This window comes from Eubacterium sp. BL-380-WT-2B, assembly GCF_009696115.1.
Classification (GTDB): domain Bacteria; phylum Bacillota; class Clostridia; order Eubacteriales; family Eubacteriaceae; genus Eubacterium; species Eubacterium callanderi.
The window spans coordinates 424,351-448,072 of record NZ_VUMP01000001.1 but is presented as its reverse complement, the minus strand read 5'-3'; the positions used below and the strand labels follow the sequence as shown (position 1 = coordinate 448,072).

Genomic DNA, 23,722 nt, shown 5'->3' with positions numbered 1-23,722 from the left:
CAAACCTCCTGTAGTGTTAAATGCTTATCGGGTCTTAGGCTTATACGCCTTCGAAGAATTCAATGGCCTTGCTGTCTTCAGTCAGTTTAACGATGGCTTTTTTCCAGTTTTTTCTTCTGCCTTCGAAACGGCCCATTCTCTTCATTTTACCGTTCATGTTCATGGTCGCAACTTTTTCGACCTTTACATCGAAGATTTCTTCAACGGCATTTTTGATTTCGATTTTGTTCGCATTCTTAGCGACTTCGAAAGTATATCGGTTGAATTCACTATCATCCATGCTCTTTTCAGTGATCAGCGGACGGATGATAATATCGCGAGGATTCTTCATTATGCGTATACCTCCTCAATTTTTTCTAAAGCGTCCTTGGTCATAACCAGAACGTCGTATTTTAACATGTCATAAACATTCAGTTCGCTGACCGTTGTGGTCGCCACCTTCTGAATGTTGTTTGCAGAGCGGACAACCGCATCGTCCTTTTCCGCTGTTACGATCAGAGCCTTCGGCGCGTTAATCGCGCTTAAGATGCCGACCATTTCCTTGGTTTTGGGCGCATCCATTGTCAGCTGATCCAAAACTCTTAATTCGTTGTCCTGAGCCTTCGCTGAGAAAACAGAGCGCATGGCCAGGTTACGAACCTTTTTGTTAACCTTCTTGCTGTAATCTCTGGATTTCGGAGCGAAGATCACGCCGCCGCCAATCCATAACGGAGAACGGCTTGTGCCGGCACGGGCGCGGCCCGTTCCTTTTTGTCTCCAAGGCTTTCTGCCGCCGCCTCTGACCTCGGAACGGGTTAAGGTGCCTTTCGTGCCCTGACGTTTATTTGCAAGCAGTGCTACGACTACTTCATGTACAACCGGTTCGTTGGGTTCGATCCCGAAAACTCTTTCGCTGAGTTCCACGTCACCAACGACATTTCCTTTTACATCTAAGATGTCCATTTTTGGCATTTGAATTCCTCCTTTCAAGCTAAGATATTCTATGCTTTAACGCTGCTTTTGATGGAAACCAGTGAGCCTCTAGGACCGGGAACAGCACCCTTAATGAGCAGAATATTGTCTTCTGCAGAAACCTGAACAACTTCCAGATTTAAAGCAGTGACATTCTTATTCCCCATCTGACCTGGTAAGTTCTTACCCTTCATAACGCGAGCCGGGTAAGCGGAAGCACCCATGGAGCCTGGGCTTCTGTGGTACTTGGAACCATGAGCCATCGGTCCTCTGGACTGGCCGTGACGTTTGATGACGCCCTGGAAACCCTTACCTTTGGATTTACCGGAGATATCAACCTTGTCGCCTGCTTCAAACATGTCAGCCTTGATGACCTGTCCTGTTTCAAAAGCATCATAATCGTCTAATTTAAATTCACGGATGACTTTTTTATATTCAACGCCGTGTTTGTCATAATGACCTTTTAAAGGTTTGGTTACGCGTTTTTCCTTCACATCGCCGTAAGCGAGCTGAACCGCTTCGTAACCGTCAACGTCCATATTTTTCTTCTGGACGACAACACATGGACCCGCTTCCACAACCGTAACCGGAACAACCGTACCGTTTTCTGTGAAAATCTGAGTCATACCAATTTTCTTGCCGATAATTGCTTTTTTCAATTTTTTCCTCCTATATCATTGGATCGCCGGGCGATCATAATATTGTGTGTGGTTGACTAAAATTATAATTTAATTTCGATATCAACGCCTGCTGGCAGGTTTAAACGCATTAAGGCGTCTACTGTTTTCGGTGTCGGATTTAAGATGTCGATCAGGCGTTTGTGCGTGCGCATTTCGAACTGTTCTCTGGAATCCTTGTACTTGTGAACCGCTCTTAAAATCGTGATGATTTCCTTGTCAGTCGGAAGCGGAATAGGGCCAGAAACACTCGCACCTGTTCTCTTTGCTGTTTCAACGATTTTTTCAGCTGATTGATCGAGTAACTGATGATCAAAAGCCTTGAGTCTGATTCTAATTTTTTGTTTTGCCATACCTAAATTTACCTCCTTGTATGTTTTTTGCAATAGCATTTAGGTACGTCAACCACCTTGTCAACTCAGCCGGGTGTTTCATTCTAAAACTTTTAAAAAAAAAGCGGCCCGAAACAGCCGGTTTCAAGGGGTTGTCGTCCGATTCTTTGATCGTGACATACTCCATGGGAATTACCTGAATTAGTAACAGCAACTTCCCATCTCATCGCAGATAGTCAACCTTGTCTATTATACATGCCGGGGCGCCTGGATGCAAGCTTTTTAAGGAAATAAACATCTTTTTTTTGACGCGCTATGAAAAGACGTTTACATTTAAGAAAGTCTTAAGAAAATGCGCTTTCGCATAGTAACGCATCCCCCGGCTCCGAACCCCAAAAGTTCATAACGCCAAAATCAGGCGGCGGCCCATGTGTTATGAAAAAAGGCCAAAACCCCCATGAACACAGGGTTTCAGCCCTCCAAAAAGTCATAACCATATAACACACATAACCCGGGCCGTTTTATCTCTTAAGCCCCTACAGGCAATCCCTCAAAATCACCTCAGGCCGTTCATCCCAGAAGTAAGCGCCGATCCCCCGCAGCCCCAGGTGGGCGGCCAGTACGGTGCCGATGGGCACTGGCGCCGTATCCGGCATGCCCGCAGCCGCAAGCTTATCCTGCAGCGACACCACCAGCTCCTGGCATTCCATGGGATCGGCGTAGGCAATGCCAATGGTCTGATCCCTGTAATCACCGGTCCTCTCAAGCACCTTTTCCACCAGCGTCGCCACTGCCTTTTTATCACCCCGCACCTTGCCGATGATGTTGAGCTCACCCTGGTCCACATAGACCACGGGACGGATTTTCAGAAAATCCCCCACCACAGCGATCCCCTTGGACACCCGGCCGCCCTTGTTCAGCCACTTCAGGTCCTGAACCGAAAAATAAAACTGGGCGTGGGTTTTCAGCTTCTCCGCCGCGTCCGCCAGCAGCGGCAGATCGGCGCCGGCGTCCAGCAGACGGATCAGCTCCATGGCGATGAGGCCTACGCTGCCGCCGCTCTGCAGGCTGTCCACCACAATACATCTGAAATCCGGGTAGGTCTCCTGAACCTCCCGCAGCATCACACGCCCGGTCTGGCAGCTCCCGGACAACTTGGAGGTAAAGGCCAGGTACAGCACCTCATCCCCTGCCTCGGCGTAAGCCTCAAAACGTTTCTTAAAATCCCCGGGACGCACCTGCGAGGTGCTGGGCATTACTCCCTGACGCATATAGGCATGAATTTCATCCAAATGAATCTCTACCTTATCCCGGTAGGAGCGCTCCTCCACAATCACATTGAGAGGGATCATATCCACCCGCGGATGCTTCTGGAAAGCCTCCGGCATATCACACATACTGTCAATTAAAAGTCGCACCATTTCTGTTTCCTCGATCTGTTTTTTTATTTATAGCCTTTAAATCATATCATGTTCCCAAAAAGCTTTCAACACCCGCTGTCATTTTCTGGGGCTGAAAACGCGCCGGGTTATGTGCGTTATGACTTTATGACTTTTTTGCGCTCTCAATCTCCCTGTTTATGCGGGTTCCAGCCTTTTCTCATAACGCACGGGCCGCCGCCTGATTTTTGCGTTATGAACCGCCCGGGCACTGTGGTATAATAAAAACACCTTATCATCAAAGGAGATCATCATGTTTTCAAATTTAACCCTACGAAAAATCATCGCCTACGGCTCCGGGGATTACGACCAGGCCCTTGCCCTCCGGGACCGGTTGCTGCGGAAACCCCTGGGTCTGAGCCTTTATGACGAGGACCTGAGCGACGAAAAAAACAATTATCACCTCGGCATCTTCAGAGGCCCTGAGCTGGCCGCGGTGCTGGTGCTCATCCCAAAGGACAGCACCACCCTCCAAATGCGCCAGGTGGCTGTGGATACCGCCCTGCAGAGGCAGCACCTCGGCGCAAGGCTCATCGCCTTTGCCGAAAGTTTTGCCGCCACCCAGGGCTTTACCCGCATTGTTCTCAACGCACGCCAGACCGCCGAGGCTTTTTACCACAAGCAGGGGTACACGTCTGTGGGCGAGCCTTTTGTGGAGCTGGGGATCGGGCACGTGAGGATGGAGAAGGCGTTGGGAATGGAAAATTGAGAATGGAGAATGGAGAATTTTGGAAGAAACACCGGCTCTGCCGGGTTTCTTTTTTTGGCGTCGGCGGTTATACCTGAATTTCAACGCAGTGTCCGCAACTAAAATTTAAAATTTATTCTGTAAAAAGACCTCCCGAAATCCCGAAAACTGTTTTCAAACAGCGTTTTCGGGATTTCGGGAGGCCTTTTCCAGTTGCGGACACAAACCAGAGCCAGCCGCCGTGCTACCATCGCCTTCCATCAAACGCAGCCAAAGGCTGCCGTTTGCTCCAATAATTCTCAATTCTCAATTCTCCATTAAAAAAGGATCAGGCTCGCAAAAAGCCTGATCCTCTAAATTCTATTCTAATCTAAAATTAATCTGTAATAATTTTTGCAACGGCTCCGGAGCCAACGGTACGTCCGCCTTCACGGATCGCGAAACGTAAACCTTCTTCGATCGCGATTGGGGTGATCAATGTGATTTCCATTTCAACGTTGTCCCCTGGCATAACCATTTCTACGCCTTCTGGCAGTTTGATATTACCGGTTACGTCGGTTGTTCTGAAGTAGAACTGTGGTCTGTAGCCATCGAAGAATGGGGTATGGCGGCCGCCTTCTTCTTTGGTCAGGACGTATACCTGGGCGGTGAAGTGGGTGTGTGGGTGGATGGAGCCTGGTTTTGCCAGTACCTGTCCACGTTCGATCATGGTACGGTCGATCCCACGCAGTAACGCGCCGATGTTGTCGCCTGAACGGCCTTCATCTAACAGCTTACGGAACATTTCAATCCCGGTTACAACGGTTTTCTTGATTTCGTGGATACCAACGATTTCTACTTCATCCCCTACGTGTACGATACCACGTTCAACTCTACCGGTTGCAACGGTACCACGGCCGGTGATGGAGAATACGTCTTCCACTGGCATTAAGAATGGTTTGTCGGTGTCGCGTTCTGGTTCTGGGATGTACGCGTCAACTTCTTTCATCAGCTCGACGATCTTGTCGCCCCATTCGCCGTCTGGATCTTCTAATGCTTTTAAGGCGGATCCGATAACGATTGGTGTGTCATCTCCCGGGAATTCGTATTCGTCTAACAGTTCACGAACTTCCATTTCAACCAGTTCTAATAATTCTTCATCATCTACCATGTCGGCTTTGTTTAAGAAGACGATGATGTATGGTACGCCTACCTGACGGCTTAACAGGATGTGTTCACGGGTCTGCGGCATTGGGCCGTCGGCTGCGGATACAACTAAGATCGCGCCGTCCATCTGGGCTGCGCCGGTGATCATGTTTTTAACGTAGTCGGCATGGCCCGGGCAGTCGACGTGTGCGTAGTGGCGGGCGTCGGTTTCATATTCAACGTGGGCGGTTGAGATGGTGATGCCACGTTCTCTTTCTTCTGGTGCTTTATCGATGTTGTCGAAAGCTACAGCTTCACCGGTTCCGAAGCGTTTGTTTAATACGGTGGTGATTGCAGCGGTTAATGTTGTTTTACCGTGGTCAACGTGACCGATGGTACCAATGTTAACATGTGGTTTGGATCTTTCAAATTTTTCTTTAGCCATTTTGTTATCTCCTTAAAGATTATAAATTAATTTAAATAGATACGATTTGATGCGCGCCGTTTTTTCCATATTCAGGACGGCTTCACTCAGGATATTATACAATAGCATCCGGGGGGTTTCAAGCTTTTTTGTTCCAAAACTTAAATAAAATTGGGATAAAAAAAATAAGCCGGAAGTATCCGGCTTAAAATTTGATAAATCGGCGGCAGACTACGCCGGACAGACGTTCTTAGCCTGCGGGCCGCGCGGGCCCTGTTCGGTGTCAAAGGTTACCCTGTCGCCGTCATTTAAGGTCTTGAAGCCATCGCCAACGATGGATGAGAAGTGTTCGAATACGTCGTCGCCGTCTTCTCTTGAGATGAAACCAAAACCTTTATCGCCATTAAACCATTTAACTGTACCATTATTCATTGTGGTACCTCCTGAAAACTGAAGAAAGCCCCGGCATGTGATGGCCAGGGCTTTCTGAGAGAAAATTGGGAGATTGAATTGTTCGTTAAAATAAGAGGTCTGTGTGTTCAGAAATATTTATACCCGGCGTCTGCCCTTTTTAAACACAGGCCCGTGCTTTTCCCCAATCCATTCATCGAAGGCATTTTATCCCTGATCACAGATCGCACCCCCACAGCTCACACCGTCTCCCGCGGAGTTTCCAGGTTTTAGCTTGCTTCCTGTTCATCGTTTCTCAATGGTCTGTTGTTATCTTTGGTGTTTCAGCAGCGCAAGTGCCCCAAAGGACAGGACGCCCAGGACTGCCAGGAAGCCTAAAAAGTAATTGCCTTCCTTACCGGTTGCCGGGTTTTTGCTGGTTGTGTCTGTCTTGTCCTGAATCGTTCCAGCGCTGTTATTGTCTGCTCCTGCCGTCCCATTGCCTATTCCGGCGTGATTGCCATTGTCTTCTTTGGTCCACGATGCCCATAACGTCATGTTTTTTTCTCCGGCCGGGCGGTTGAAATCCCAGAGCAGGGGGGTGCCATTTTCATCATATGCGTATGCCCATCCCTCAAAAACGTATCCCTCACGCTGCGGGTCGGCGGGGATGTCGGTCACTTTATGCCCGGGCTTGACAACTGCTTTATAAAAATCCGGATACGTTGCCTTTCCGTCATCCGGGTCAAAGGCAACGATGGTTCCATTTTCCCAGACGGCCCACAAGGTGGTATTTTCACTGACGGCATCGGTCTCAAAATTCCATAAAACCGGAATGCCATTTTCATCATACGCGTACGCCCATCCCTCAAAAACAAACCCTTCCTTCTGGGGATCGGCAGGCTGATCCGTTATCTTTCCGCCCGCTGGAATGGTGACCTTGTACCAGTCGCTGTAGCCTGTTCCATCCTCGGGGTCAAATACGATCTGACAGGCTTTCCCCCAGACTGCCCACAGGGTTGTGTTTTCACTCACAGCATCGGCCGCAAAGTTCCATAAAACCGGGGTGTCATTTTCATCATACGCGTATGCCCATCCCTCAAAAATAAAGCCTTCCTTCTGGGGATCGGCAGGCGGATCCGTTATTCTCCCGCCCTCTGGAATGCTTGCCTTATGCCAGTTATGGTAGCTGCTCCCATCCTCTGGGTCGAACACAACCTGATAGATGGGGCTGTCCGGGGCAGCCTGGGCCACCGCAAAGGGCGAAAAGCCTGAGAGCAGAATCAGGCAGGCCAGCAGATACAGCGAACCAAGTTTTTTAATGGAATTTCTCTGTTTCAATTGATCTCTCCTTTATAAATATCATTTAAAAACACCAGTACCTCCCCAGACAAGAATATTAAAAAACATTCTCTTCTGATAATCGTCCTTAAATCATACTGCCTTTTGCCTGTAACCGCAATTCTAAAAAAAATTTGTCACGCTGAGAAAGTGACACCTCTGTGACTTTTTTGTGAGATGCCCACATCCTGCCCTTAGTTTGTGTCTTTGTATCCGTTCAGTAATGAAACAACCCCTACCGGCCTGCGATCTCCTGTTTCCGGATAAGCAGCGGAAAGCCTGCCCAAGCCGAAAATTGGCAAGAAAAAACCGGTCGTCAAAATGGACAACCGGCATAAAAAAAACAGCTTCTGAAAGCCGCTTAAATGTCTGTGTATGGAGCCCTTGTCCGGATTCGAACCGGAGACCCCCACCTTACCATGGTGGTGCTCTACCTGCTGAGCTACAAGGGCATGTATAAAGGATCGTAGATTCCTCAGCAATTCGATTATCCTTATCGGATAACTGCTTCGTCATCTGCGTTAGTTTTGTTGCCGTGCGCCCGCTAACGCTCCATGCGCACTACCAAATTCACTCCATAAATTTGGACAAAACGTTGGTGGGGAGAGATGGATTCGAACCATCGTAGACTCAGTCAACGGATTTACAGTCCGCCCCCTTTAGCCACTCGGGCATCTCCCCATATAAGGATCACAAATGCTTTGGAAATTTCATAACCTTTCAGGAAAATTTCCGTATCACTTGCGCTTGTCTCGTTACCGCACGCTCTATGCGTGCTGCCAAATTCGCTTCGCAAATTCGGACTCAACATCGACAGCTTCTATATGATACTCTATTCTGATAGGATAGTCAAGGGGTTTTATTAAAATTTTTAGATTTTTTTTCGGATACGCTGGATCGCGTTGTCCACAGCCTTTTTCGACCGGCCGATCTTATCGCTGATCTCCTGGTGGGACGCGCCCTTCAGGTAAAAATAAAGCACCTGCTTTTCCAGCTCTGAGAGCTCGCTCTTAGCCACCTGGCTGAAATGCTCCACAGCCTCGCGGGTCACCAGCTCCTCATCAGGGTCCAGCGCCGCAGTGGAGGCCACCAGATCCAGCAGCGTGGTATCCGGGTCATCCTCCGAGATGGGTGAATACAGGGAGACCGTATCGCCCATCGGGCTGTGCTTCGGCCGTTTCGCTTTTGTGACCACACTTTTTATACGGTTTTCCACACACAGGCCGGCAAAGGTTTTAAAGCTTGTGCCCCGGTCCTCACGGTAATCCCAGATCGCCCCCAGCAGCGCGATCATGCCCTCCTGGATCAAATCCTCCTGGTCGCCGCCGATGTAGTAAAAGGGCCGGGCCTTCTGCGTCACCACACAGCGGTATTTTTCCACAATGGTCACCACTGCTTCCTTATCACCGCCCTGGGCTTTTTTCACAAGTTCCAGATCCTTGTCCATCAATCCTCCACATTTCCTTTTCTCAGTTCTTTCATAACGGCCAGCACCTCGTCATCCATGTAATCCTCCAGCTTGTTGCGGGTATCACTCTCGGTCCTACGGTACTGCTTTCTGACCTGTTTTGCACTCTCAGCCATGGCCTGTATCAGTTCGCGGGAGGGCACCCGCTCCCCGCCGTTTGCCAGCACCACACGCTGAAGCGTATAGTCTGAAGTGACCACTTTGACCGTGTAGGGCCTGGGCAGGCTGAATACCAGTTTTTCGATATAGGTGTCGGCGGTTTTGTTCTTCTCAGTAAAGACCACCTTGATGCGTCCCCGTATCTCCTCGCGCCGCTCTGCGTTTTCCTGGGAATAAGCGTCAAAAACCAAAACCGTCTCATAGCCCATCAGCCCGCTGTAGCTGTTCAGCTGCTCGATCAGATCCTCCCGGGCCTCCTCCAGATTAAAATCGGTAAGCCCTTCCATCTCAGCTAAATGGTGGATCACATTGTAGCCGTCGACAATCAGATAGGTTTTTATTTTTGACACCCCCTTCAGTATTTATCCGTTTTGAGAACGGACAGACACAAAATGAATTCATACCGCCCAAACAGGATCCTTTTTAATGGAGAATTGAGAACAACGCTTAACGTTAAATCCGGTGCGGTCCAGACCGTCTCTACTGGTGGCGCTGTCTGGCTGCCTCGCTCAGGATAATGGCCGCTGCGGCCGACGCGTTAAAGGAATCAATATCGCCGTAAAGCGGAATCGAAACACTGTAATCGCACTGTTTTTTCACATTGGGGCTGATACCCTTGCCCTCGTTGCCGATAATAATGGCCAGCTTGCCCTTAAAATCGTTTTTGTAGTAAGGGGCGCCGTCCATATCCGCTGCCATGATCCAGAAGCCCTTTGCCTTGAGCTCATCAATGCACTGGGTCAGGTTTCCGACCTTGACAATGGGGGTATGGGCCACGGCGCCCGAGGATGCCTTGACGGATACGGCTGTCAGGCTCGCCGACCGGCGCTTGGGGATAATAACCCCGTGTACCCCGCAGAGGTTGGCGCTTCTGATAATCGCGCCCAGGTTGTGGGGATCGGTCAGATGGTCTAAGATCACCACAAGGGGCTCCTCGCCCTTAGCGTCTGCCTTTGCCAGCACATCCTCCATGCTGCTGTAGGGAAAGGGCGCCATCATGGCTGCCACGCCCTGGTGCGGCTGTCCGTCCGCCAGACCCTCCAGCTTGATTTTCTCAACACTCTGAACCACAATGCCCCGCCTGCGTGCCTTTTCGGCAAGGTCGCCCAGCACATGGTCTTTATTGTCCTTGAGGATCAGCAGCTTATCCATCTGCTGTTCTGAGCGGAGCGCTTCCATCACCGGGTTTTTGCCCACGATCACAAAGCGGTCATCTCCTTCATCGTCCTGCCTGCGCGTTTCGCGCCGCTTCAGGTCCGCCCGATGGTAGCTTTCCTTTTTCTGTTCCCGCCCATGGTCATTCCGCGTTTTTTTACGATCATTCTTTTTCATTTTATACCTGCTTATTTTTATTTTATTTTAACATTGAAACATTAATCAATTATTATTAAATTTTTTATAAAGAGATAGAGTACATTCTCCATTTTCCATTAAAATCGCCTTTCGCTCTATCTTTGCCGCTTCCTTTCAGCTTTACCCAAAAGCCATGACCGGTAAATATTACCGGTCGTCCGCTTCCCCCTCATGCCGCTTTCTGGGCGGCAGCGGGCCGAAATACTGGTAGAAATAGGTTTTGATGGTGCTGTTGTAGAGCTTGCGGTTTTTCGTGGCTTTTTTGCCAAAATAACGCTCAAATTCCGGATAGCCGGTGATAATAAAGTAGGACCAGTCCTCCAGTCCTGAAAACGCCTCACCCATATCGCGGTAGAGTGCCTGAATCTCCTTTTCCTGCCCGATGCGCTCGCCGTAGGGCGGATTGGTGACAATGACCCCGTAGCGCCGTTTGGTGGCGATGGACTGCACAGGCAACTTCTGGAAGGCCACATAGCCACTCACACCAGCCAGCTCTGCGTTGATACGCGCCTGCTTCAGCGCCGCTGGGTCAATATCCGACCCCAGAAGCCGGAACTCACGGTCATTGACCGCCGCCCGGGCATTTTCCCGCGCTTCCTCCCACTGACGGGCTGGTATGGCTGGCCATTCCTCAGAAACAAAGTTCCGTTTTAACCCCGGCGCAATGTTTTTCCCCATCAGGGCCGCCTCAATAACAATGGTTCCAGATCCGCACAGCGGGTCAAGGAAAACACGGTGGGGCTGCCAGCGTGACAGGTAAACCAGCGCCGCGGCAATGGTTTCCTTGAGCGGCGCCTCATTGCCGTACTGTCTGTAGCCGCGCTTGTTCAGGCCAGAGCCGCTGGTGTCAATGGACAAGACCACCTCATCCTTCAAAATCTGAATGTGGATGGGATAATTGCCTTCGGTTTCCTCAAACCAGCCCACGCCGTAGACTTTTTTCAGCCGCTCAACCACTGCCTTTTTCACAATCCGCTGTCCGTCCGATTTGCTGAAAAGCTTGGATTTTACGCTGGTGATCTTGGCTGCCGGAAAGACCCCCTTCACGGGAATCCAGTCCTCCCAGGGCAGCGCCTTGGTTTTTTCAAAAAGCGCGTCAAAGGTTTCCGCCCGAAACTGCCCCATTTTCAGCAGAACCCGGTCTGCGCACCGCAGCCATAAATTGGACTCCGGAATGGCTGAAAGAGGACCGGTGTAATAAACCCGCCCGTTTTCAACCGCCTCGATTTCATAACCCAGGCGTTTAATTTCATCCTTTACCACACTCTCCAGCCCAAAGGCTGTCGTCGCGATCAGATGTACTTGTCTGTTCATAATTTTCCTTACCGTTCATTTATTTTTTCGCATTAAAACTGAGAAAGGCGTGTGCTAAAGCCACGCCCTTGAACTGCTAAAATGCTTTTATTTCTTCGTCCCTGCCAAAAACCATGAATCCGCCGTAGCCCTTGCCTTCGTAATAATTGATCTGCTTGCCGAATTTTTTCTTCATGGCGACCAGATTGACCGTGTAGCCGTCCGCCCTCAGCTTATCGGCGTAGGGAATGACCTCAGTCATCGCGTCCTTACCCGCGTCGTAGAACAGGAGAAGCCGCTTGTTTTCAACCGCCTTGTCTGCCTGTTCCTCCAGAAGAATGTTGACAATCCGTTCAAAGCCGATGGAAAAGCCAACCGCCGGAACCGAATTTTTAGAGTATTTGCCGATCATATTGTCATAGCGCCCGCCGCCGGCAATGGAAAAGCCATAGGGCCCATAGCTGACCTCAAAGATCTGGCCGGTATAATAGCCCATGCCGCGGATCAATGTAAAGTCAAAGACAACCTGGTACCTGCCGCCAGAAAGGGCCGCGCTGGTTTCAATGACCTTTTTCAGGTCCGCCACCGCCTCGGGCTCGTCAACCTTTTCGCCGATGTTGTCCAGGGTGATGGTGGCTGCCTCATCCACGAAAGCACCCACCATGGCTTCGTCATAGCCCTTTTCGATGAGTTCCTTTTTCACGCCGTCCGCGCCGATCTTATCCGCCTTGTCCAGGGAAATGCAGACCGAGCCTGCATCCTCTTCCTTAAAGCCCGCCTTTGCGATAAAGGCGTTGAGCAGCTTGCGGTCATTCACCTTGATGGTGAAGCGCTCAAAGCCAATGGCCATGAGCGCTTTGGAGGTCGTGTTGATCAGTTCCATCTCAGCCGATACCGTGGGATCGCCAATGATATCAATATCGCACTGCTTGAAGGAACGGTAACGCCCCTTCTGCGGGCGCTCCGCCCGGAACACGTTGCCGATCTGGATGGCTTTAAAAGGCGTTTCCAGCTCACCGGCATTGTTGGAGTAAAAACGGCTCAGCGGCAGGGTCAGATCAAAGCGCAGGCCCATATCGCAGAGATCAGACACAGTGCTTTCCTCATGAACCTTAAGCTTGTCGCCGCGCTTTAAAACCGTGAAGAGCATCTTCAGGTTTTCGCCGCCGTCGCTGCCGAGCAGCAATTCGATATTTTCAAGGGCCGGCGTTTCAATCCGCGAGAACCCATGACTTCTGTAAATCTCCAGGATCTGCTGTTCTAGCTGATCCCGGATAAGCATTTCCCGGGGCAGAATATCACGCGCGCCCCGCACTGGATTTGAACTAATCAATTCGGTCACCTCTTATACTAATTTAATCTGACGATAGACTTTCTTGCCCTTTTTAACGATGATGGCGTCATCCTTGAAATCAGCCGGTGTGACAAGCGCCTTGATGTCTGTAATCTTATTGCCGTCCACTTCAATACCGCCCTGCTGTACCAGCCTGCGGCCTTCACTTCTGCTCGGAATCAGGCCTGCTGCATCGAGCAGCGTCAGGATTTCCATACCGTCGCCCAGCGCATCCCGTGACAGGTCCACACTTGGGATATCGTCGGTCTTCACACCGCCCGCAAATAAGGCTCTTGAAGCTTCCTGCGCCTTGTCGGCGTCCTCCTTGCTGTGAACCATAGCGGTAACCTCATAGGCCAGGATTTCCTTGGCTTTGTTGATTTCAGAACCCTCCAGGGAACCCAGACGGTGAACCTCATTCATGGGCAGGAAGGTGAGCATTGCCAGGCATTTCTCAACGTCAGCGTCCGCCACATTCCGCCAGTACTGGTAGAACTCGTAAGGTGAGGTTTTTTCGGGATCAAGCCACAGCGCGCCCTTGGCGGTTTTACCCATTTTAATGCCCTCGCTGGTGGTCAGCAGAGAGAAGGTCATGCCGTATACGGTTTGGGCATCCTTGCGGCGCACCAGCTCAGCCCCGGCGATGATATTAGACCACTGGTCATTGCCGCCGAACTGCATTTTACAGCCATAGTTTTTGTGCAGCACATAGAAGTCATAGGCCTGCAGCAGCATGTAGTTAAATTCAAGGAAGGTCAGGCCCTTTTCCATTCTTGATTTGTAGCACTCGGCTGTGAGCATCCGGTTGACGGAGAAGTGGGAGCCCACATCCCGCAGGAACTCGATGTAGTTGAGCGGCAGAAGCCATTCTGCGTTGTTGACCATCATGGCTCTGTCATCCTCAAAGGTCAGGAATTTTTCAAAGACCTTTTTGAATTTTTCGCCGTTTTCCGCAATCCGTTCCTGGGTCATGACCTGACGCAGGTCCTGTCTGCCCGAGGGGTCCCCGATCATGGTGGTTCCACCGCCGATCAGGGCAATGGGTCTGTGCCCGTAGCGCTGCATGTGCGCCATCACCATAATCTGGATGAAGTGCCCAACGTGCAGGCTGTCTGCCGTCGGGTCAAAGCCAATATAAAAGGTGACCGATTCGCTGCCCAATAATTTACGGATTTCTTCCTCATTGGTACACTGCTCGATCATACCGCGTTCTTTTAGTACGTCAAATACATTTTCCATTTGTCTGTCTATCCTTTCAAAAGTGTTTTATTATTTCTCTATAAAAGATCCTTCATATTTTCATTAATTTTATCCGTAACCTCTTCCTGAACCGTCGTCTTACGCCGTTCCCAACGAACCAGCGCCTCAGTGACAAACACCTTGATGACCGCAAAAAACGGAATGGCCACAAACATGCCGAGCGGCCCGAAGAGGCTTCCGCCCACCATGACGCAGAACAGCACCCAGAAGGGGTTCAGCTCCACGATTTTCCCAAGGACGTTTGGTCCCAGAACATTGCCGTCAAACTGCTGGACAGCAAGAATCCAGATTGCAACCCCGAGGGCCTTGGCCGGACTGTAAAGCAGCGTCAGGAAAATACCGGGGATCGCCCCGATGATCGGACCAAAATAAGGGATAACATTGGTCACGCCCACCACCAGTGCGATAAGCGGCGCGTATTCCACCCGCAGCACCAGAAGCCCGATGTAGCAGATGAGCCCGATCAACGCTGAGGTCATGATTTTACCAGAGAAGTATTTGTAAAAAACACCGTCAATGGTACGGATGGCCCAGTTAAAGCCATTGTTAGCCTTTGGGCTCATAATGGCACGGTTCAGCCGTTTCAGCTGGCTCTCAATATTTTCCTTGTCCAGCATCAGGTAGAAGCCGGAGAAAAAGACTGCCACAAAGCCGATTAAAAAGCTGGTGGTTCCCTTGGCGAAGCCAACGGCAATGTTCCCAATCTGCTTAACCGATTCGGAGTTGAAATTCATATTGCCAAAAATAAAATCCATGGTATCCTTGGCATTCAGGTTCTGGACCGAAGACAGGTCCAGCTGTATCATGTCCACCAAATCCTTAAAGAAACCGCCCCGCTGTGACAGGTTTATGAGAAAAGTGTTGATTTCTGCCGCATAGGTGGGTATACTGCTCACTAAGCCCACCACGCTGTCAATGATGGCCGGTATCGAGATATACATGAACAGAATCACCACGATGATCGTGATGACATAGATGACCAAAACCGCCAGAAGCCTGACGAGTTTTGGTTTTTTCTCACTTCCCTTAATGTACTTAAAGGCTTTTTTCTCAATCCACCGCATGGGACGGAACAAAAAGTAGGCCAGCACTGCCCCCATGATAATGGGCAGCAGAATTTCAAAGGCCGAGCCCACCACATGGCTGACAGCCGAGAGAATAAAGCCGAGATTGTCGAGTATCTTATAAAACAGAATGATGGTAATGACGCCTAAAACCGCGTAGGTATAGTATTTTAAATACTGCTTATCAAATTTAATGCGCATTCTCTGCACCTCCTGTCTTAAAAAATAGATTAACAACCTTCATCTTACCATTTTAAGAGAAAAATTTAAACAATTTTCTAAGAAATCTTTGAAAAATTTCAAATTATCATGTATACTTGAACAATAATAAAACAAATGAGGCAGTTAACACTGAATTTATAAAATTCCGGACCAAGGTAAAAAGCGAATCCCACGGCACCGCCGCTCCGTTTTTTATCGGCGGCCCTCTTAAGGAGCATCCATGTTATTTTATATATTATTCATCATTGGAGGAATCATCGTTGACCAGCTAACCAAATATCTGGCCGTCACATTTTTATCGCCCGTCACCACTGTCCCGGTCATCCCCCATGTCTTTCACCTGACCTACGTGGAGAATACCGGTGCCGCTTTCAGTATTTTTGCCGGGAAACAGATTTTTCTGATCCTTCTGACCCTGATTTTTATTATTGTGCTGGTCTACTTCTTTGTCATCATGCCAAAGACCAAGCGGTATTTTGATGTTAATCTGGCCCTGTCCATGATCATCAGCGGCGCGGTCGGCAATCTGATCGACCGTATCCGCCTGAACTATGTGATTGACTTTTTCGACGTCCGTCTCATTGGCTTTGCTATTTTCAACATTGCCGATATTTTTGTGGTCGTTGGATGTATCCTCATGGTTATCGCCATTTTCAGAAACAAAGAGCTTCTCAACGACCCGCCAAGTCTGGCTAAAAAAAAACGCCAGCGGGCCGCGCAGACATTAAAAAAGTCCAAAGCCAGCGCAAAAACCGATAATACGCCCGCTGAGCACACGGACGAAGAAGCCCAGGGGCTGAACAAGGATGTGCTTTCAAAGAGAAAGCCCCGGAAACGCCGCCGAAATCTGGAGCCAAAGGTCATGACAAAAATCGAAAAGCTGCCCGAGCATTACAGCTCCATCGACTTTGAGCCTGGACCGCCGCCAGAGGAGCCAGAGTTCCTCCAGCACAAAAAGAAAAAAGATTCCAAAGATTAGTCCGCAGATTAAAACACCTCCTGAAACGCCAGCTTCTGGTTTTTCGGGAGGTGTTTTTGCGTTGGCTGTCTCATCTACTCCAGTACAGCCACCATATCTTTTTCAGTGATCTGAATATGTGCGCCGGCCGCTTCGCTGGCTTCACTGCAGCGGTGGTTGGCGATATTGTCAATAATCTTCTGATGCTGGCCGATGAGCGGCGTCTTATCCTCAATATGATGAACATATTCCACACGGACACGCTGCATCTGCTCTCTCAGAGAGTTGATCATCTGGATCAGGCGCTCGTTTCCCGTCGCGCGGTAAATGGCTTCGTGAAACGCAATATCATAGTTGATAATGCCTTCCTCATCATTTTCAAGGGCGGATTCCTCAAAGCCACGGTTGCTTTCCTCCAGCTTTTTGACATCCTCCTCTGTTGCGTTTTTGGCCGCTAACTCAGCGGACAGGGCTTCCAGAGCGCGCCTTATTTCCATCATATCCCGGAGGTCGTCGATGGACATGGGCGTCACGTAAGCGCCCTTTCTCGGCACCATTTTCACAAGCCCCTCCAGCTCCAGCTTACGGATGGACTCACGCACTGGGGTACGGCTGACGCCCAGCTGTTCTGCCAGCTGCACCTCCATGAGACGCTGCCCTGGCTTCAGGTCGCCGTTGATAATGGCGTTTCTGATGGTTTCAAACACGATTTCTCTCAGCGGCTTGCATGAGCTCACATCAAGGGTTAATTTGATTTTTTCTTTTTCTGCTTCCATGTTCTTTGTATCCTCTATTCTATTTCAGTTAAAAATGTTAAAAAATAATTACGCCTGAAGGCCTCGCAGGCCTTCTCCGCCGCAGTCCTGTCCAAAAAGTAACCGATCACTGTCGAACCGCTGCCGCTCATAATGGATGCGAAAGCGCCGGACTCCAGCATTTCTGCTTTCATCTGGCCAATCTCTGGATAATCCTGGAAAACCACCTGCTCAAAGGCATTGCCCACAACACTGCCAAGGGCCGCGTAATCCTCTGTCTCTACCAGCTGGATGACGCGGTCAATATCCGGGTGCGCCACATGCTCCGCACTGTCCAAACGGCCAAAGGCCCAGGGTGTCGCGATGTCTATCTGGGGCTTTACTACCAGCACCGGCAGCTTTCTCAAAGGCTTTACCGGCTTAATAACCTCACCGATCCCCTCTACCAGCGCCGTTCCCTTATAACAGCAATAGGGAATATCCGCGCCGATGGTGCTGCCGAAAGCGAGCATTTCCCCAAGGCTCAGGTTCAGCTCCCAGATCAGGTTCAGGCCCAGAATGGCTGCCGCCGCGTCGGCGCTGCCGCCAGCCAGTCCCGCTTCACTTGGAATGTTCTTCTGGATGTCGATCTGGACTCCCCGGTCAATGCCAAAACGTGCCTGCAGCTTTTCAGCGACCCGATGGACCAGATTGCGCGCATCTGTCGGAATTTTAGGATCACTGCAGGAAACAGCGATTCTCTGACCGTTTTCTTTAAACACAAGTATATCCGACAAGGCTACCGAATGGTTGACCATGCGCATCTCATGATAACCGTCAGGGCGTTTGCCGATAACGTCCAAAGAAAGGTTTACCTTTGCGGGTGCCCGCACTACATATTCTTTCATACATCCATCCTTCTCGTTTATACTCTGAGCACATTGTATACATTATAACACAAGACAAGGTAAATTCAACTGCTATCTTTAAGTTTGTCTAAAAATTATCTGTAAGTTTAAATGCAATTTCATGTATTTCTTTAAGCAAATAGTGTATAATTAGGGATACTTTGATTAAGGGAGCATCTAAATGAAAAACATAGAGGATTACAGGGCTGTCATCTTTGATTTTGACGGCACCCTTGTAGATTCAATGGGGCTGTGGCACAGCATTGACCACATCTATCTGGAACGCCATCACAAGGTCTGCCCTGAAACCCTGCCCTATGAGATTGCCGGTAAGAGCTTTACCGAGACCGCAGAATATTTTAAGGAGCGTTTCGCGCTCGAGGACTCCATCGAGGACATCAAGGCCGAATGGGTGGCCATGTCCCACGAAGAATATTTAAACCACGTACATTTTAAGCCCGGAGCCCTGCGCCTGATCTATGATTTGCACAGGCGCTGCCAGCGCATTGCCATGGCAACCTCCAACAACCGGGAGACCACCGAGGCTTTTCTGCAAAAGCACAATGTACTGAGCTACTTTGACATTCTCTGCTTCACCACCGAGGTCGGCGCGGGAAAACCCAACCCGGCAGTTTTTAACCAGGCGGCACAGCTCCTGTCCCTGCCGGCAGAGGACTGTCTGGTCTTTGAGGATACGCTGGAGGGGATTCAGGCCGCGAAGGCCGCCGGAATGGATGTGATCGCCGTAGCGGATTTATGGCAGGGCGACCATCTGGTCAAAATCAAGAATCTGTCCGATGGCTTCATTCAGGATTTTACAGATTTAGAATAGAAAGGAAGTCTCCGATGTCCATCAACTTTCAAAATGACTGGGAGGATACTCTCCAAAAAGAATTTCAACAGGAATACTACCAGAAGCTTCGGCGCTTTCTGCTTCACGAGTATAAAACACAGACCGTGTACCCGGATATGTATGACATTTTTAACGCATTTCATTTCACGGCCTACTCGGACACCAAGGTCTGCATCATCGGCCAGGACCCTTACCACGGCAGAGGACAGGCACATGGACTCTCCTTTTCTGTAAAGCCAGAGGTCGCTGTGCCGCCATCGCTTCAGAATATTTACAAGGAACTGCACGATGACCTGGGCTGCGCGATTCCCAGCCACGGCTATCTGAAAAAATGGACCGATGAAGGGGTACTGCTGCTCAACGCAGTGCTCACCGTGCGGGCTGGTCAGCCAGCCTCTCACAGGGGCATGGGCTGGGAACAGTTCACAGACCATGTCATCGAAACCCTGAACAGGCGCGAGGATCCTATTGTCTTTATTTTGTGGGGCGCTTTTGCCCAGTCCAAAATCCCAATGATCACCAACCCGGCCCATCATATTATAAAATCGCCGCATCCCAGCCCTTTCTCAGCAGGCCGCGGCTTCTTTGGCAGCCGGCCATTTTCAAAAACCAACGCCTTTCTCGAAAGTATTGGCAAAAAACCGGTTGACTGGCAGATTGATCCCCTTTAGAAACGAGGTTCATCTTTGGATTTAACAATTTTACTCTGGATTCAGGCACATATGCGCTGCGATGTGCTTGATTTTATTTTTACCCTTATCACAAAGCTTGGCAATACCGGCATTATCTGGATACTGCTGACCCTGATCCTTCTCACCCGCAGAGATACCCGCTATACAGGACTGGTCATGGCCATCGCGTTCATCCTGTCGGCGGCAGTGGTCAATCTTGGTATAAAGCCCCTTGTCAGCCGGCCGCGGCCCTTTCAGGTCCATCCCATCGAGCTTGCCATCGCCGCGCCTTACGGGACCTCCTTCCCATCAGGCCACAGCGCCACCTCCTTTGCGGCTGCCTGGGCCTACTTTATCACAAGAAAAAACCGGCTTCGGTGGGGGCTTTTGGCACTGGCTGCCGCCATTGCCTTCTCCCGCCTGTACCTCTTTGTCCATTTCCCAACAGACGTGCTGGCCGGCATCATCATCGGTATTATCCTGAGCTATGCCGCAAAGCTCATTGCTGACAGGCTCGTAAAAAATGGAAGGTGGGGAATCCATGCAAGCCCATAAGAAAAGCTCCCCCCTGATCATCATTGTCCTTCTTCTGATCACAGGTGCCTTTCTGCTCTACCACTGGGGCATCCTGCAGTTTAACCATCCTGACGCGGAGACCTACCCAGTGCAGGGCATTGATGTCTCCACCTACCAGGGCACCATCGACTGGCCGGTTTTGGCCAGCAACGACCTGACCTTTGCTTTTATCAAGGCTACCGAGGGCAGCAGCTTTCAGGATGAGAAATTCAAATATAACTGGGAAAACGCTGGAAAGACCCATCTGAAGGTCGGCGCCTATCATTTTTTCAGCTATGAAACCAGCGGCGCCACCCAGGCGGAAAATTATATCAAAACCGTCCCCATAAAAGACGATGCCCTGCCGCCTGTGGTCGACATTGAATTTTACGGCAGCTATACCCGTTATACCGCGCCGGATAAAGAGACCATCCGCAGGGAGCTGACAGAGCTTTTAAACCGCCTTGAAAGCCACTATGGCAAGCGGCCGATCATCTACACCTCTACCAAGCCCTATGCCAGCTACATCGCTGATTATTATACCGATTATCCCATCTGGATCCGGAATTTCTACGCCTGTCCCATCCTGTCGGACCACCGGCAATGGACCTTCTGGCAATACTCAGATAAGGGCTCTCTCTCCGGATATACAGGCTACGCGCCCAACATCGACCTCAATGTTTACCGCGGCAGCTATGATGAGTTCATAGCCCAGTTCGGGTATTAAAAAAGCTGTTACCAGGCTGGCAACAGCTTTTTTTAATTGGTTATAACCTGCTTCAGGTATTTGATCACCAGGTCCGCAAAGCGGTTAATGTCTTTGATATAGGCAAAGTCCTTACCGTAAATCAGCTTTTCTGCCGGCAGATCCCTTTCCTTTCCCGTAAATACACCGAGCACCATGATCCCCTGCTGGCGTGCCCTGCGCACCTCAATCGCCGTATCTCTCACGGCTGTGGCGCCGCGGTAGGCCTCCTCAAGCGTCTGGCTCTGTCCTTTCCCCACCTTGATATCATTGGGGCGGCCATCGCTCAAAACAATGAGAATTTTATTATCCTCCGGGCGGCTTTTCAATTCCTCAACCACTGCCTTGATGGCTAAACCATCACGGTTATTGCCAGTACAGTAATACTCAAAAATATTTTCATTGGCCCTCAGGCTTGACTCATAATCACGGTAACGCTTCAGGATCGTGTAATCCAGAAAACTGTTAAACCCCATTACCCGGTTGGGAATGCCGTTCAGGGTCAGCGCCTGAGCCAGCACATAGGCCTGGCTTGCTACCAGCGCCTGGTTGCGCCGCTGCGAGCCGCTGGAATCAATGAGAATATCCACCACATAGCTTCCCTTGTCATTATCCAGTGTACGTACAAACACCTTCGTGTTGCTGCTGCGCCCGACCCGCCACAGCTTATTGGGCACGAGCATTCCCTGGTCTGATGGAATCTCATCCTTAAATTCCTCCTGAACCAGCGTCCGGGCAATACTGTCCCGCAGTTTGTGGATATTGCGCTTGTGAATACGCTTGTTCACACCGTAGGCCAGGGTATTCTTTACCTTGTGCCGTCCAACCAGATTTTTCTGGAATCCGTTGTCACAATTGCTGCGGATAACCCCATCGGTCAAATGAATCCTGCAGTTTTCATGCACATCGCGGCATACCCTGTTCTGCAGCCTCCGGACCTCCGGCGTCGAGAGGTAGGTTTTTCCAAAATGGTAGGAGACCTTTTCGTAAATTTTATCCAGATCCTCTGCCTTGATACGGAGGACACGGTTACTTTTGACATCACTGTTAAGCCCGCTGCCCTCCCCGCTATCACCCAGAAGGGACTCAGCGATTTCATCCAGGCTTTCATCCAGCTGCATTTCTTCTTCCAACGCGTCGTCATAGAATTCTTCCATCATAAAATCATTAAAATCACTTGGCTCCGCATCGCTGCGGCGTTCCTCGCCAATAACCTCCCCATCCTCTGAGTACACATAAATGGGGAAATACTTGATATAGACTGCCTCAACGCCCTTCAGCATCTCAATGGTGTCCTCACAGCCACTGAGGGATTTTATGTCACTAATCAGGCCGTTTGTCGCCACATCCATCCGAGGCGTTTTACCAACCTTTTCCAGCACCAGCGCGTGTCTTGCCTTTTCAAGAAGATTGTCGGTATGCATCCTGAAATAATCGGACAGAATGTCATCATAGGCTTTTTTCCGAATATCATAGATTCCTGGCCGTTCCTCCATGAGCTTTTCCTCTACCAGCACATCCGTCGCCATCTGGATCAGCCCAAGGAGAACGTCCTTGTCCATCCCCGCCTTTACACGGCTGATGATGAAACGCTTCACGGCGTCCCAGTTGATGTATTTGCGCCGTCCGCCTGCTGTGATCCCCTGGTAAAGGGCCACATCCCTGGAGATAAAGCTCTTTTCGCCAGCGTCCATGTTCTCATCGTAATTGCCGGAAATCGTCCACATCAGATTTGTCACACGGTTGTCAAAATCCAGATCGTCATAGACCCATTTTGCCGGTTCTGTCATTGTCATCCCTCCTTTCTCAAGGGGTATCGCCGCGATACGGGTTAAAAAATATCCTCAGCTGTCCAGTCCTCCCGGATACGCGTCCGGATAACGTCATAGACAATCTCTTTCTCATACTGGTCAAAGGTTTTCCCGATAACGCCCATATTGATGGCGAGCATTGGCCGCAAGCCCCTGCGTATGGTGCGGAGGCTGCCCATGATTCCGCGAAGGTCCACCGATTTGGTCGAAATTTCAGAGTTCATGGCTTTTTCCTGTAAGTCCAGAAAGATACCGGCAAACTGCTTCAGCATATCCTGCCTGGCGTCTGGAAATTCATCAGCTAAAATAACCATCAGGGTTTCTTCATCAATCTGAGGAATGTCAATGGTCATAAAACGGGATACCAGAGCTTCATTCAGCTCTTTGGTCCCCGCATATTCATAATTCATGGTCCCGATAAACCGGGTGGCCGGATTCAGGCTGATCTTTTCATAGCCTGGCACATCAATAACCTTACGGTAGTCAAGGGCCGAGTGAAGAACCACCAGCGCGTCATTTTTCGCCATGTTGATTTCATCAAAGACGCCGAACCCGCCGTTTACCGCGCATTCATAAACCGACCCGCGGCGCAGGCGGACCTCATTGTCAATAAAGGTATCGGTTCCGATCAGGCTGGTGCTGTCTGTGTTGACATGAAAGGATGTATTCCACTGGGGTCTGCCGAACAGTTCGCACAGGTTATCGGCCAGGACGTTTTTTCCTGTCGCCTTGGGGCCGGAAAGCAGAATATTTTCGCCCTCCAGAATCGCGGTGATGCACATTGCCCAGATGTCCCTGCCATAAAAGATGGTCTCTGACCTGGGCACACGGTCTGCCAGGTCTACCTCAACCGGGTACTCTTCTCTAAAATGCTTTACATCGTCAATCAATTTTTCACTGATGCCCTGCTCTAAAAGTTTGTTATAAAGTTCCAATTCAATCTCCTTTTGTCTTTTCTCATCATTTAT

General features: G+C 50.0%; 26 protein-coding genes and 2 tRNA genes. 6 read left to right on the top strand and 22 right to left on the bottom strand.

Going from position 1 to position 23,722, the window contains the following annotated elements; genetic code table 11:
- Positions 1–40: 40 nt before the first annotated feature.
- The 5 genes from rplW to FYJ53_RS01975 all read right to left on the bottom strand — a co-directional run bounded on the left by rplW (position 41) and on the right by FYJ53_RS01975 (position 3,381).
- Positions 41–331 (bottom strand): 50S ribosomal protein L23, encoded by a 291-nt coding sequence (gene rplW, locus FYJ53_RS01995; RefSeq protein ID WP_013382284.1) that lies wholly within the window; start codon positions 329–331, stop codon positions 41–43.
- Positions 331–951, bottom strand: coding sequence for a 50S ribosomal protein L4 (gene rplD, locus FYJ53_RS01990; RefSeq protein ID WP_013382285.1), 621 nt, complete (start codon positions 949–951; stop codon positions 331–333). Before rplD ends, rplW begins: the two co-directional genes overlap by 1 nt.
- Positions 952–980: 29 nt before the next feature.
- The gene (rplC, locus tag FYJ53_RS01985) at positions 981–1,610 is read right to left on the bottom strand and encodes a 50S ribosomal protein L3 (RefSeq protein WP_013382286.1); all 630 of its coding nucleotides are present in this window, start codon (positions 1,608–1,610) and stop codon (positions 981–983) included.
- 62 nt (positions 1,611–1,672) lie between these two features.
- Complete coding sequence (rpsJ, locus tag FYJ53_RS01980) at positions 1,673–1,981, bottom strand: 30S ribosomal protein S10 (RefSeq protein ID WP_013382287.1); 309 nt, start codon at positions 1,979–1,981, stop codon at positions 1,673–1,675.
- Positions 1,982–2,496: 515 nt separating this feature from the next.
- Positions 2,497–3,381 (bottom strand): DegV family protein, encoded by an 885-nt coding sequence (locus tag FYJ53_RS01975; protein ID WP_090413899.1) that lies wholly within the window; start codon positions 3,379–3,381, stop codon positions 2,497–2,499.
- A 271-nt stretch (positions 3,382–3,652) separates the two neighbouring features.
- Here FYJ53_RS01975 and FYJ53_RS01970 point away from each other — a divergent pair, with 271 nt between their 5' ends.
- Positions 3,653–4,108, top strand: a complete 456-nt coding sequence (locus FYJ53_RS01970) for a GNAT family N-acetyltransferase (protein WP_013382290.1) — start codon at positions 3,653–3,655, stop codon at positions 4,106–4,108.
- Positions 4,109–4,261: 153 nt separating this feature from the next.
- Here FYJ53_RS01970 and FYJ53_RS21605 read toward each other — a convergent pair whose 3' ends face one another.
- The 13 genes from FYJ53_RS21605 to FYJ53_RS01910 form a co-directional block, all read right to left on the bottom strand.
- The gene (locus FYJ53_RS21605; RefSeq protein ID WP_256168584.1) at positions 4,262–4,390 is read right to left on the bottom strand and encodes a hypothetical protein; all 129 of its coding nucleotides are present in this window, start codon (positions 4,388–4,390) and stop codon (positions 4,262–4,264) included.
- A gap of 73 nt (positions 4,391–4,463) precedes the next feature.
- Entirely contained in the window at positions 4,464–5,657 is a 1,194-nt protein-coding gene (gene tuf / locus FYJ53_RS01965; protein ID WP_013382292.1) for an elongation factor Tu, read from the bottom strand.
- Positions 5,658–5,867: 210 nt separating this feature from the next.
- Positions 5,868–6,068, bottom strand: coding sequence for a cold-shock protein (locus FYJ53_RS01960; RefSeq protein WP_154556907.1), 201 nt, complete (start codon positions 6,066–6,068; stop codon positions 5,868–5,870).
- A 288-nt stretch (positions 6,069–6,356) separates the two neighbouring features.
- Positions 6,357–7,367: an InlB B-repeat-containing protein gene (locus FYJ53_RS01955; protein WP_148429829.1), complete on the bottom strand. Its 1,011-nt coding sequence runs from the start codon at positions 7,365–7,367 to the stop codon at positions 6,357–6,359.
- A 376-nt stretch (positions 7,368–7,743) separates the two neighbouring features.
- Positions 7,744–7,819 (bottom strand) — tRNA-Thr (locus tag FYJ53_RS01950).
- 144 nt (positions 7,820–7,963) lie between these two features.
- Positions 7,964–8,048: transfer RNA gene (locus tag FYJ53_RS01945), tRNA-Tyr, on the bottom strand.
- Positions 8,049–8,238: 190 nt separating this feature from the next.
- Positions 8,239–8,814 (bottom strand): sigma-70 family RNA polymerase sigma factor, encoded by a 576-nt coding sequence (locus FYJ53_RS01940; protein WP_013382297.1) that lies wholly within the window; start codon positions 8,812–8,814, stop codon positions 8,239–8,241.
- Positions 8,814–9,344: an NYN domain-containing protein gene (locus FYJ53_RS01935; protein WP_013382298.1), complete on the bottom strand. Its 531-nt coding sequence runs from the start codon at positions 9,342–9,344 to the stop codon at positions 8,814–8,816. The genes FYJ53_RS01940 and FYJ53_RS01935 overlap by 1 nt, the downstream gene beginning before the upstream one ends.
- Before the next feature lie 130 nt (positions 9,345–9,474).
- A complete protein-coding gene (rlmB, locus tag FYJ53_RS01930) occupies positions 9,475–10,326 on the bottom strand; it encodes a 23S rRNA (guanosine(2251)-2'-O)-methyltransferase RlmB (RefSeq protein WP_013382299.1) in 852 nt (283 codons plus the stop codon).
- A gap of 168 nt (positions 10,327–10,494) precedes the next feature.
- Positions 10,495–11,661 carry a class I SAM-dependent RNA methyltransferase gene (locus tag FYJ53_RS01925; protein WP_148429831.1) on the bottom strand — a complete coding sequence of 389 codons (1,167 nt, stop codon included), beginning with the start codon at positions 11,659–11,661 and terminating at the stop codon, positions 10,495–10,497.
- Positions 11,662–11,737: 76 nt separating this feature from the next.
- Positions 11,738–12,982 carry a histidine--tRNA ligase gene (hisS, locus tag FYJ53_RS01920; protein ID WP_227929906.1) on the bottom strand — a complete coding sequence of 415 codons (1,245 nt, stop codon included), beginning with the start codon at positions 12,980–12,982 and terminating at the stop codon, positions 11,738–11,740.
- A 3-nt stretch (positions 12,983–12,985) separates the two neighbouring features.
- Complete coding sequence (tyrS, locus tag FYJ53_RS01915) at positions 12,986–14,212, bottom strand: tyrosine--tRNA ligase (RefSeq protein ID WP_148429834.1); 1,227 nt, start codon at positions 14,210–14,212, stop codon at positions 12,986–12,988.
- Positions 14,213–14,250: 38 nt separating this feature from the next.
- On the bottom strand, positions 14,251–15,498 hold the full coding sequence (locus tag FYJ53_RS01910; protein ID WP_090414733.1) for an AI-2E family transporter: 1,248 nt from the start codon (positions 15,496–15,498) through the stop codon (positions 14,251–14,253).
- A 241-nt stretch (positions 15,499–15,739) separates the two neighbouring features.
- Here FYJ53_RS01910 and lspA point away from each other — a divergent pair, with 241 nt between their 5' ends.
- On the top strand, positions 15,740–16,498 hold the full coding sequence (gene lspA, locus FYJ53_RS01905) for a signal peptidase II (protein WP_148429836.1): 759 nt from the start codon (positions 15,740–15,742) through the stop codon (positions 16,496–16,498).
- Positions 16,499–16,572: 74 nt separating this feature from the next.
- Here lspA and FYJ53_RS01900 read toward each other — a convergent pair whose 3' ends face one another.
- Both FYJ53_RS01900 and ispE read right to left on the bottom strand, forming a co-directional pair.
- On the bottom strand, positions 16,573–17,253 hold the full coding sequence (locus FYJ53_RS01900) for a GntR family transcriptional regulator (RefSeq protein ID WP_090414735.1): 681 nt from the start codon (positions 17,251–17,253) through the stop codon (positions 16,573–16,575).
- 14 nt (positions 17,254–17,267) lie between these two features.
- Positions 17,268–18,119: a 4-(cytidine 5'-diphospho)-2-C-methyl-D-erythritol kinase gene (gene ispE / locus FYJ53_RS01895; RefSeq protein WP_090414737.1), complete on the bottom strand. Its 852-nt coding sequence runs from the start codon at positions 18,117–18,119 to the stop codon at positions 17,268–17,270.
- Between the two features lie 181 nt (positions 18,120–18,300).
- On the opposite strand from ispE, the gene FYJ53_RS01890 reads away from it, so the two are divergent.
- The 4 genes from FYJ53_RS01890 to FYJ53_RS01875 are packed head-to-tail and all read left to right on the top strand — an operon-like array spanning position 18,301 to position 20,925.
- Positions 18,301–18,951, top strand: a complete 651-nt coding sequence (locus tag FYJ53_RS01890) for an HAD family phosphatase (protein WP_013382307.1) — start codon at positions 18,301–18,303, stop codon at positions 18,949–18,951.
- A 14-nt stretch (positions 18,952–18,965) separates the two neighbouring features.
- Positions 18,966–19,643 carry a uracil-DNA glycosylase gene (locus tag FYJ53_RS01885; RefSeq protein WP_013382308.1) on the top strand — a complete coding sequence of 226 codons (678 nt, stop codon included), beginning with the start codon at positions 18,966–18,968 and terminating at the stop codon, positions 19,641–19,643.
- A gap of 15 nt (positions 19,644–19,658) precedes the next feature.
- A complete protein-coding gene (locus FYJ53_RS01880; protein WP_148429838.1) occupies positions 19,659–20,198 on the top strand; it encodes a phosphatase PAP2 family protein in 540 nt (179 codons plus the stop codon).
- Positions 20,185–20,925 carry a GH25 family lysozyme gene (locus tag FYJ53_RS01875; RefSeq protein WP_148429840.1) on the top strand — a complete coding sequence of 247 codons (741 nt, stop codon included), beginning with the start codon at positions 20,185–20,187 and terminating at the stop codon, positions 20,923–20,925. Before FYJ53_RS01880 ends, FYJ53_RS01875 begins: the two co-directional genes overlap by 14 nt.
- A gap of 32 nt (positions 20,926–20,957) precedes the next feature.
- Here FYJ53_RS01875 and FYJ53_RS01870 read toward each other — a convergent pair whose 3' ends face one another.
- Entirely contained in the window at positions 20,958–22,733 is a 1,776-nt protein-coding gene (locus FYJ53_RS01870) for a VWA domain-containing protein (protein ID WP_090414741.1), read from the bottom strand.
- 41 nt (positions 22,734–22,774) lie between these two features.
- The gene (locus tag FYJ53_RS01865; protein ID WP_090414743.1) at positions 22,775–23,689 is read right to left on the bottom strand and encodes an AAA family ATPase; all 915 of its coding nucleotides are present in this window, start codon (positions 23,687–23,689) and stop codon (positions 22,775–22,777) included.
- Positions 23,690–23,722 lie beyond the last annotated feature (33 nt).

What these genes read in the sequence shown, in the direction of transcription:
- ispE (WP_090414737.1), bottom strand. Translation starts at nt 18,119, where the DNA reads ATGAAAGAATATGTAGTGCGGGCACCCGCAAAGGTAAACCTTTCTTTG.
- FYJ53_RS01890 (WP_013382307.1), top strand. Translation starts at nt 18,301, where the DNA reads ATGAAAAACATAGAGGATTACAGGGCTGTCATCTTTGATTTTGACGGC.
- FYJ53_RS01900 (WP_090414735.1), bottom strand. Translation starts at nt 17,253, where the DNA reads ATGGAAGCAGAAAAAGAAAAAATCAAATTAACCCTTGATGTGAGCTCA.
- lspA (WP_148429836.1), top strand. Translation starts at nt 15,740, where the DNA reads ATGTTATTTTATATATTATTCATCATTGGAGGAATCATCGTTGACCAG.
- FYJ53_RS01960 (WP_154556907.1), bottom strand. Translation starts at nt 6,068, where the DNA reads ATGAATAATGGTACAGTTAAATGGTTTAATGGCGATAAAGGTTTTGGT.
- rplD (WP_013382285.1), bottom strand. Translation starts at nt 951, where the DNA reads ATGCCAAAAATGGACATCTTAGATGTAAAAGGAAATGTCGTTGGTGAC.
- rlmB (WP_013382299.1), bottom strand. Translation starts at nt 10,326, where the DNA reads ATGAAAAAGAATGATCGTAAAAAAACGCGGAATGACCATGGGCGGGAA.
- FYJ53_RS01975 (WP_090413899.1), bottom strand. Translation starts at nt 3,381, where the DNA reads ATGGTGCGACTTTTAATTGACAGTATGTGTGATATGCCGGAGGCTTTC.
- tuf (WP_013382292.1), bottom strand. Translation starts at nt 5,657, where the DNA reads ATGGCTAAAGAAAAATTTGAAAGATCCAAACCACATGTTAACATTGGT.
- FYJ53_RS01970 (WP_013382290.1), top strand. Translation starts at nt 3,653, where the DNA reads ATGTTTTCAAATTTAACCCTACGAAAAATCATCGCCTACGGCTCCGGG.
- FYJ53_RS01910 (WP_090414733.1), bottom strand. Translation starts at nt 15,498, where the DNA reads ATGCGCATTAAATTTGATAAGCAGTATTTAAAATACTATACCTACGCG.
- FYJ53_RS01940 (WP_013382297.1), bottom strand. Translation starts at nt 8,814, where the DNA reads ATGGACAAGGATCTGGAACTTGTGAAAAAAGCCCAGGGCGGTGATAAG.
- rplW (WP_013382284.1), bottom strand. Translation starts at nt 331, where the DNA reads ATGAAGAATCCTCGCGATATTATCATCCGTCCGCTGATCACTGAAAAG.
- FYJ53_RS01875 (WP_148429840.1), top strand. Translation starts at nt 20,185, where the DNA reads ATGCAAGCCCATAAGAAAAGCTCCCCCCTGATCATCATTGTCCTTCTT.
- FYJ53_RS01870 (WP_090414741.1), bottom strand. Translation starts at nt 22,733, where the DNA reads ATGACAGAACCGGCAAAATGGGTCTATGACGATCTGGATTTTGACAAC.
- FYJ53_RS01885 (WP_013382308.1), top strand. Translation starts at nt 18,966, where the DNA reads ATGTCCATCAACTTTCAAAATGACTGGGAGGATACTCTCCAAAAAGAA.
- FYJ53_RS01925 (WP_148429831.1), bottom strand. Translation starts at nt 11,661, where the DNA reads ATGAACAGACAAGTACATCTGATCGCGACGACAGCCTTTGGGCTGGAG.
- rpsJ (WP_013382287.1), bottom strand. Translation starts at nt 1,981, where the DNA reads ATGGCAAAACAAAAAATTAGAATCAGACTCAAGGCTTTTGATCATCAG.
- tyrS (WP_148429834.1), bottom strand. Translation starts at nt 14,212, where the DNA reads ATGGAAAATGTATTTGACGTACTAAAAGAACGCGGTATGATCGAGCAG.